General features: G+C 68.4%; 5 protein-coding genes. All 5 read left to right on the top strand.

The window, feature by feature from the left end:
- Window positions 1–556: hypothetical protein (locus tag ACH196_RS37190; RefSeq protein ID WP_396651843.1), on the top strand; the 556-nt coding region annotated here is incomplete at its 5' end.
- Window positions 553–4,863 carry a hypothetical protein gene (locus ACH196_RS37185; RefSeq protein ID WP_396651842.1) on the top strand — a complete coding sequence of 1,437 codons (4,311 nt, stop codon included), beginning with the start codon at window positions 553–555 and terminating at the stop codon, window positions 4,861–4,863. The genes ACH196_RS37190 and ACH196_RS37185, both read left to right, overlap by 4 nt.
- Entirely contained in the window at window positions 4,860–6,629 is a 1,770-nt protein-coding gene (locus tag ACH196_RS37180; protein WP_396651841.1) for an FISUMP domain-containing protein, read from the top strand. The genes ACH196_RS37185 and ACH196_RS37180 overlap by 4 nt, the downstream gene beginning before the upstream one ends.
- Window positions 6,622–8,529, top strand: a complete 1,908-nt coding sequence (locus tag ACH196_RS37175; RefSeq protein WP_396651840.1) for a glycosyltransferase — start codon at window positions 6,622–6,624, stop codon at window positions 8,527–8,529. Before ACH196_RS37180 ends, ACH196_RS37175 begins: the two co-directional genes overlap by 8 nt.
- The coding region (locus ACH196_RS37170; protein ID WP_396651839.1) for a hypothetical protein at window positions 8,520–9,169 on the top strand (650 nt) is incomplete at its 3' end. The genes ACH196_RS37175 and ACH196_RS37170, both read left to right, overlap by 10 nt.

The following is a 9,169-nucleotide window of genomic DNA, read 5'->3' as shown; positions in this document are numbered from 1 at the left end:
GATGCCCGCGGGTCCCCTCGCCGTCGCCGGCGGGCCGCCGGTGCCGCAGCCCTGGTACGGCTTCATCCTGCGCTCTTCGGTTGTGGCCGACTATCCGGGTCTCGGCGTCAACATCTACCCGAAGGGCCATAGCCCGGACGACAAGGGCGCTGAGATCATCCTGCTGCCGGTGCGCCGGCTCGACCTTCTGGGCGAGAAATCAGACACGCTGTTCTGCCTCGTCGAGGGCGAGCCTTACCACGTCGACATCCACGAGGCGCCGGAGGTGCTGCACTACGGCATCGACTCCTACGTGCCCGGCACCCCGCCCACGGCGACCAAGGTTCTTCGCCTGTTCACCGTCTCGAACGGCCAGGTCACCTGGACCGGAAAGACCGACACGCCGCAGATCGGCGGTGCGTTCCGCGGCAAGCAGCCACGGGTCGTCAAGATGACGGCCCTCGCCGCCCAGGTCGCCGCGTCGAACGGGATAAAGTCCGTCAATTCCGCCGAAATGGGATTCGAGATGACCGAGGGCGTCGGCAAGGTCACCTTCGTGAACCGGAGCGCAACATGAGCGCCGTCATCCCGCTGAATGTCGCCGCGATCCGCGTCAGCGGCTTCGACCAGAGCAACGTGACGCCCGCTTTCAAGGGCCGAACGGCCGCCTTCGACCAGTTGCCGTACACTTCCGCCTCCAGGGTGGCGAGCACCGGCGACACGATCGTCCGCCCGCTTGCCGACAACAGCGCGACCTACCGGCTCGATGCCGGCATCCACCTTCACTGGGAACTGCCCGACCGCTTCAAGCGCGGCGTGCAAGGGCCCGCCGACGGGCGCGTCACCTTCCCAGCGGCGCCGAACCGCTGGCTCGTGATCCGTTCCTTCAGCCTCTACGATCCCGTCGCCCAGACATGGGGCGCGGTCTCGCAGAAGAGCTGGATCGTAGAGAGCGACTATGTCAGCGCCACCCCCGCGCCGGGGCCGCTGGGCGAGGATCGGCATCCCATCGCCATTCCCGTGGCGATCGGCAGCACACCCTTCAGCTATATGGGCCGTGTGCTTGACGCCGCCGGCTGGGACCCGGCAAAGGAGAACCCCGCCGACTACCTGCCGAACTACAAGGGACCAGGCGGAGATTCGCTCTACCTCACCTGCATCGGCTTCGTCGGCCCGGCCTTCTCCGGCTACTATCCCGACTGCCGGAGCGTGTTCGGCTTCTGGGACGATTTCGGCGACATGCCGACCATTGCCGCCGCAATCACAGGCAGCACGCAACTGCGCTTCCGGGCGAGCTACCAAGTCATGGGCTGGCTGTCGGACCCGACGGCGGACCCGCTCGCCGGCATGGCCGCAACAGTCACCAAGAATTACGCCACCTACCTCGCCCAGACCGTGGCCGAGAAAGTGCCGGTCAAGCGCACGCCGGCCGATATCTTCGTGACGCTCGCCGGGCAGCAACTCGGCTGGACCTTCGACCCCGCTGCCATCGGCTATACGCTCGGCAAGGACAATGTCCTCGTCTCGCTCGACGTGCCCGAGACCAGCCTCGTTTCGGGCATCGTGCAGGAGATCGACTGGAACCAGCTCGATCCAAACAGCGACACGCCGTTCCTCACCGCGCCGGGCGGCGGCGCGTCGTGGAGCGACGATGTCGATCTCGCTATCGGCAACACCACAACCGAGGCGATATCCGCCCTCGTGCGCAGCCAGCTTCCAAAACCGTCCGGAACCGGCATCGAGTCGGACTACGAGTTCCTGCTCGACGCGCTGCAGCTCGGCATCCTTCGGGACATCGAGAATGGCGGCAACACCATGACCGGGCTGGTGGAATCGCTGCACAGCAGGGCCTTCGCGCAGCAGTCGGGCGGCCAGCTCTGGACGGTCTCGGCCCAGTCGCAGCCCTCGGCGGACGGTCAGCCGCCGGCGCAGCCGGTCGAGGTGACGCTGCCGCTCCCGCTCGCCGAGAAGCTCAACACGCTGAATCTTGCCCAGCAGGAATACGACCAGGGGCGCGACCGGCTGGTGACGCTTCGGCGGCAGCTCTTCATGGACTGGGTGATCTTCGTCAAGCAATACACCCGCGGCGCCACCACGCCCCCGCCTATCGTCGGCACCAACGACCTCGGAGGTTTCCTCGCCACCTCGACGGGCGGCGAACTCGGCGCGGTAAAGGATCAGCAGGCAAAAATCGGGCTCGCCACATTCCCCCTCGATTCCGAGGGGCGGCAGGTCATCGGCGTCACCACCAAGGACACGGGCGACACCGCCTCGACGCGCCTCGTCGCTGCCTTCAACGCGATGCAGGCGGCCTTGAAGGCCCTCAATGCCGATGCGGCGGCAGCCACCGCCGCGTTGCTGGCCGCCCGCGGGCCAAGGGCCGTGCCGCCGCCTCCGGAATGGGTGCTGGAGGCGACGAGCGCCGCCCCCTACTGGCTGCCGACCGACACGGTCGTGGTGATGGAGGGTGACCGGATCGAGCCGGTCCGGCGCAACGGGGCGACGACAGCCATAGCGGTGCGCACCAGCGCCGAGGTCATCGACCGGCTGACGCTGGCCGCTGGCGGCGGGTCATGGACCGTGAAGGGCACGGACCTCACGGGCCTGCTGCCGGTTCCCGCCGCCGCGCCCGATGTGGCGACGCTCGGCGGGCTGGCCGCGGAGACCGCACTGCTGCTGCCGATGACCGTTCCCCTCGTGGCGACAGCGCTTGCCGGCCAGGGCGGCGCCAGCAACCCGGCCGTAGCCGGTGCTACGACTTTCACCGCGGCACTCGCCACCGCGCAAGGCGGCGCCGCGCCACTGTCCGGCGCGCCGGCCTCGGGACTTTACGCCGCCGTCCGGGCAACGGGATACAAGCCGGTGCCCGATCCCGTGCAGACCGTCACTGCTCCCATCGCACTCAGCGTCACCTTCACCGCGGCCAATGGCGGGGCGTTTCCGCCCGATCCTGTCGGCTGGCGCACCCAGACGCCATTGCCGGAATTCACGCCCACCCGGGTCGACCCGTTCCTGCCGGTCTGGCTGGTTTGGAGCGCCTCGATCGATCCGCTCGCCCATGGCCAGGGAGCCGATTATGCACCGACGACCATCTCCGACCGTTTCGCCCTCGACAGCGACGCGGTGGACTATCGCTACCGCGTCAGCAGCGGCGCGCCCGTTCCGGGCTTCACCACCGGCAAGCCGGTGACCTATGCCGGAGCGGTTGTGCTGAACAAGCGCCCCACCGAGGGGCTGACGACCCAGATCGACACCTACATCTCCGACTATCCGGCCGATCCGACCGATCCGACCGACACCGTCGACGTTGAACTGAAGGCGGCCCGCGACGACATCGCCGGGCGGCGGATCATGTCGCAGGCGCTGAGCGGGTTGTCGATGCAGCAAACGCTGCAGACGCCGATGCCGCAGATCGAAGTCGCCAACCGCGTGTCCGGCCCGCGCGACGCGGTGACCGGCGCCATCGCCCAGGCGGCGCGCGCCACGCCCGGGGACACCTGGTATGCGACCGCCTTCAACTCGGTCGCGCCGATCTCGACCGGCATCCTCGCCGACTTCAATTTCGGACCGATGCGCTCGGGTTTCATGGAGGTGCAGTCGCTCACCATCGTCGATGTCTTCGGCCAGGTGATGAATCTCGCAACGAAGCCCACGACCTCGGGCGCGATGACCGTGGCGCCTTCGGCCGATTTCCGGCCCGATCCCGGCGACACCGCCAATGCCGAGAAGATCTACCTGCCGCCGCGGCCGCTGGTGCCGACCCGCCTCGACTTCCACTGGCTCTCGGCAACACATGACGCTGCGGAGAAGAACGACTTCGTCCTGCTCAACGCCCATCCCGCGACCTCGCCGGTCTGCGGATGGATCCTGCCCAACCACCTCGACGTGTCGCTGGTGTTTTACCGATCCGACGGGGCCGAAATCGGCTCGTTCGGGATCGAGCACGGGCAGTCGAAATACCGCACCCGCGCCGGCAACATCGGCAACCCGACCGACAACCTCGCGCTGGACATCGGCCCCACCGTCAAGCCGCCGGTCAACCCGCATCTCGCCGACCTGATGTGGTTCATCGACGGCCAATCGGTCGGCTTCCTCAAGGATCTGATGGCGACGATCCAGGCGACCGACGCCTACATCGCACCCGCGAGCCATGCGCAGGATGTCTCGCTGTCGATCCTGATGGGACGGGCGCTGGCGGTGACGCGGGCGGTCGTCGGCCTCTCGACCGCCGGCGGAGCGCTGCCGATCAGTCAAGCGAACACCTCGGACTCTGGCCCGCTCGCATTGGCGGTAAAGAATGGCTGGATCGACTACGCGACGCGCGAGAGCAAGACCAGCGCGGGGCTCGCCGACGTGATCTTCCCGCTGCGGCTCGGCGATTTGTCGAACATCGACGACGGCCTCGTCGCATTCCTGCCCGAAGCGCAGGCAGGCAACCCCTATTCGACCGTCTATTCGTCGGCGGCGCCGAAAGCAGGCGCGAACGATGTCAAGCAGCCGCTGCCCGATACGCTGAGCCTGAAACTCAACGACGGGCTTACGCCGGTCACGCTCATTGTCGATCCACGCTCGCCGGTCCACGCCACGACGGGTATCCTGCCGGTCGGGGTCGTACAGATCCCGCCCGACCAGTACGCGGCTGCGCTCGGAGATTTGTCGCTGACCTTCGCCACCCATCCCGTGCTGGCGCGCTCGGGTGGACTTACCTTGCCGCTGCCGGCCGAAAATGGCTTCTCCTGGTCCTGGATCGCCCCCGGCAAGGCGCCGGCGCCGCTGCCCACCGACACCGCTTCGGATGTCGCCGTCTGGGGCTACAGTCCGCAGCGCCTGATCGAAGGCTGGCTCGGCCTCGTGCCCAATCCGACGCCTGGAGAAAAGGCATGACCGCCGCCGCACTCATTCCGGTCGCGATCGTCAATCCCGCCACCGGCGACGCGTCGATCGATGTCGGGGTCACGGCAACGCTCAAGGTGACGCTCACCAACAAGACCGGCGGGGCCATAGGCATCTCGGCAACCAACCCGGCATCGACGCTCACCATCTACGGCGACCCGGCGACCCTCTTCACCGCGGCGCAGTTCACCGCGATGGCCGCGACGCTCGACGGCTGGACTCCGTCGGTCGACTCCGGCAGCCCGGCGCTCGTCCTGACCGCGAACAAGGACCAGAGGTGGGACGACGGCGCGGACCTCGTCCTGACCCTCGACGGCGTGGTCTCGACCGATGCGCCGGGCGCGGACGGCCTGCAGATCAATCCGGTCGGCCTAACCGGCAATGTGCCTTTCAGCACGTCCGGGACGTTGATCCTGAAGGAGCCGAAGAAACCTGGGAACGCCTCGCTGACCGATGTCCTGCAGGTCAATCTCGACAACCAGGGGCTGGTCTACCGTTCCGACGAAGGCGACCCGCTGACCAACGTCCTCTTCCTCAACATCAAGAATACGGCCGCTGCCGCTGTCTACCGCGGCAAGACGGCGGCGGGGAGCCCGCGGGTCGACGTCCGCTTCGTCTATGGCGGCACTGCCGGCGCGCTCGCTCCCGCGACGAACAATGGCGGGGTCGGTCCGATCGGTTCGGCCTGGAACATCCGTGCCGACCCCAAGGTCGTGCCGCTCGGCTGGTCGACCACCAATCCCGACATCGCCGCCAGCGATCCGGTGCCGGTCTGGACGTTGACGCCGTCGACCATGTCTATCCTCGGCACCGGCGACCTGGCCAATGTAACTTTCACCTTTTCGGATATCATATCGTTCACGCCGGTCGGCCATACGCAGATGTATCTGCTGTTCACCGGCTTCATGCAGGACGAGACGACACGCTACGACGACCACGTCTTCGTCCTCGACATCCCCAAGGTCGACCCTCCGCCGACGCGTGGCCTAGTCGCCTTCAACGCGGGCTCGCCGCTGGCCGAGATGCGCGACCCCAATGCGGCGATCCCCATCTCGCTCCGCTGGACGATGTTCGACGTGGCGCGTGTCCAGCTTCTCGCCTCGGCCCCCACCGTGCCGCCGGCGATCGTGTCTTACCCCGACCCCAAGCCCCTGGACTATGACAGTCTCAACCTCAGCGTTCCGCCGGTCGCGCGCAGCGAGCCGATCTTCTTCAGCTTGCAAAGCTTCGACGGCAATGAAGGCTTCCTGAATGCCCTCCAGTTCACGGTGTACGTCCAGGTTTCCTGGGTGAGCGACCCGACCGGTCGGACCTATCCCGTCGGGCTCTTCGGCAACACGTTCTGGATGCTCCAGAATTATGCCTATGACACCCACGGCTCCTTCGCCTACGGGACGCAAAAGCTGACCGACGCCTATGGCCGGCTCTATAACTGGGACGCGGCGAACGCCAACGCGCCCGACGGCTGGCAGCTTCCCGGCGTCGCCGACTGGCAGGCGCTCTTCAACCTCTGGCCTTCGTCCACCGCGGCCTTCGCCGAACTGATCGATGGCGGCAATTCGGGCTTCGCGGCCGGCCTCGGCGGACAGCAGGACAATACCGGCACGCTGTCCGGCCTGCTGTCGCGCGGCGTCTACTGGACCGCGAGCAATCCGCAGACCGCACAGTTCTCGACCGGTTCCGGAACGGGCATGGTCTCGGTCAGCACCCCGCTCCCGGACTATGCGGTCTCGACCCGCTATATCAGACATGTCTGAGGCGGCGGCGATCCGGCGTCCGGCCGACGCGCCGGTCCGTCGCCCGACGATCTGCCTGTGCATGATCGTGCGGGACGAGGCGCATGTCATCGAGCGGGCGCTGGATTCGGCGCGGCCGTGGATCGACGCCTGGGTGATCTGCGACACCGGCTCGACCGACGGCACGCCGGAGCGTGCGGCGGCCGCGCTGGAAGGCATCCCGGGCATGGTCCATCACCACGCCTGGGTCGATTTCGGCGCCAACCGCAGCCGCGCCATCGCGCTGGCGCGGCGCCAGGCCGATTATGTGCTGATCCTCGACGCCGACATGACGGTCCAGGTCGCCGACCCTGACTTCAAGGCCGGCCTGGTCGCCGACCGCTACTGGCTGCGCTACGACGACCCCGAACTCGACTATTCGCAGGTCATGCTGGTGTCGAGCCGGCACGACTGGCGCTTCGTCGGCGTGACGCACGAATACATCCACACCGATGCCGAGACGATCGACGGCGTTCTGCCGGCGCTGGCGCTTGTCCATCACGGCGACGGCGGCAACCGCTCGGCCAAGTACAGCCGCGACGTTGCGCTGCTGACGCGGGCACTGGAGGCCGATCCGGCAGACACGAGGGCGATGTTCTACCTTGCCGAGAGCTTCGCCCAGCTCGGCCGCCCGGCCGAGGCGCGCGACTGGCACCGCGCCCGCGCCGCCGCCGGCGGCTGGGAAGAGGAGCGATGGTACGCCAGCTATCGCGCCGCGGTGATGGACGGCGAGGCCGGCGCGCCCTGGCCCGAAGTCTCGACCGCATTGCTTGCCGCCTGGGCCGCGCGACCGCAACGCATCGAGCCGCTGTACGACATCATCCGCCACCACCGGCTCGCCGGCGAATTCGCGCAAGGCTACGCCTTCGCCGCGATGGCCGGGCACGGGCTCGCCTATCCCGACGATCACCTGTTCATCGCCCGCGCCGTTTACACCCACCTCTTCGCCTTTGAATACGGGCTGTGCGCCCTCGCGCTCGGGCGGCTGTCCGAGGCGATCACGGCCTTCAACGCCGTCCTCGGCGGTCCCGACGCGCCCGCCGCGGACATAGTGGCGACGGCGCGCGAAGGGCGGCGGGTCGCGGCGCTCGCCCTTCATCCGGCCCAAACGCGGCCGGCGCCGCGCGCCGCCCGTCTCGTGGTCGCGGCGCCGTTCCGCAATGCCGGGCCGTTCCTCATACGCCACCTGAATTCGATCCAGGAACAGACCGGCGTCAATGTCCGTGCGGTCTATGTCGACGACGCCTCGACCGACGGCGCGGCGGCGATGCTGCCGGAAGGCGACCCGCGGATCGAAATCGTCATCCGGACCGAGCGTCGGGGCGCCGCCTTCAACCTCCACGACATCGTGACGAACCACTGCGATCCCGACGAAATCGTGGTCTGCCTCGACGGCGACGACTGGCTGGCGGGGCCTGACGCCCTGTCCCACGTCGCGGCGCTTTACGACGATCCCGGCTGCTGGCTGAGCTGGGGCCAGTTCGAGACGCCGGACGGGCGCATGGGCTTCGCCCAGCCCTTCGCGTCGGAGGCCGATTTCCGCGGCCTGCGGCTCGGGGCGCGCGTGACGCACCTGAAAACCTTCCGTGCCGGCCTGTTCCACGCCATCGCCAGCCAGGATCCCGGTTTCGACTGCCTCAAGGACGCCAATGGGCGCTGGCTGACCGCAGCGACCGATGCCGCCGCGACGTTTCCGCTGCTCGAACTCGCGGGCTTCCACCGGGTGCGGTTCAACGACCGTGTCCTCGCCGTCTACAACGACGCCAACCCGCTGTCCCACCACACTCGGCCTGCGACCCGCGCCGCGCAGTTAGCAGCCTTCATCGAGGTGCAAGGCAAGCGCCCCTTCGCCCTCCTGACCGGGGTGCCTGCATGGGCCTGACCGCGACCGAGACCCGCGCCTTCCTGGCACAGGCCCGCGCCCTCGGGCATGACGCGGCGCGGCTTCTCGACGGGGCGGAGGAGCGGTGCGACTTCGGCCTCCCGGCGCTAGACCATGGCCGGGTCTTCTCGACAGCCGACGACGCCTCGCTAGCGCGGCGGGCGGAACATTTCTTCAACCCGACCATCGCGGCGCGGCGGCGTCTCGGCCAGGGCGTCCATGACCGCTGCGAAGCCGGTGTGTTCGCCGGGCTGCCGGTGGCGCAGTCCGACCTCGCCGGGATGGCGGGACACCTGCCCTTCCCGGTTCGCGCGTCGAGCGAACTCACCCGCCGCATCCCCGCCGGCACCGAGTGGAACGTCAGCGCCCGGCCGGGCGACTGGGGCCGCGAATACCGCGACGACGTCGTCCGCGTGGTCAACCTCGGCACCCTGATCGTGGAGCCGGGAGCGCGGCTGGTGGTGCAGGGGAACCTGTTCTTCCTGCTGTGCCAGCGCCTGATCCATCTGGGCGAGGACGATTCCGACGGCTGGCAGATCGGCGTGCTGGCCACGCCGTTCTCGGTCGATCCCGGGACCGGTCCCGACGACGGAGCGCGCGGGCGGGACGGCGAGCCCGGCCGGGCCGGCGCCGACGGCAT

The sequence above is a fragment of the Mesorhizobium sp. IMUNJ 23232 genome, assembly GCF_044326205.1.
Classification (GTDB): Bacteria; Pseudomonadota; Alphaproteobacteria; order Rhizobiales; family Rhizobiaceae; genus Kumtagia.
Note: the sequence above shows the minus strand (reverse complement) of the source record. Positions and strands in the feature narration are given on the sequence as shown.

Excerpts from the sequence above, each read along its gene's own strand:
- ACH196_RS37180 (WP_396651841.1), top strand. The coding sequence starts at position 4,860 with ATGACCGCCGCCGCACTCATTCCGGTCGCGATCGTCAATCCCGCCACC.
- ACH196_RS37185 (WP_396651842.1), top strand. The coding sequence starts at position 553 with ATGAGCGCCGTCATCCCGCTGAATGTCGCCGCGATCCGCGTCAGCGGC.
- ACH196_RS37175 (WP_396651840.1), top strand. The coding sequence starts at position 6,622 with ATGTCTGAGGCGGCGGCGATCCGGCGTCCGGCCGACGCGCCGGTCCGT.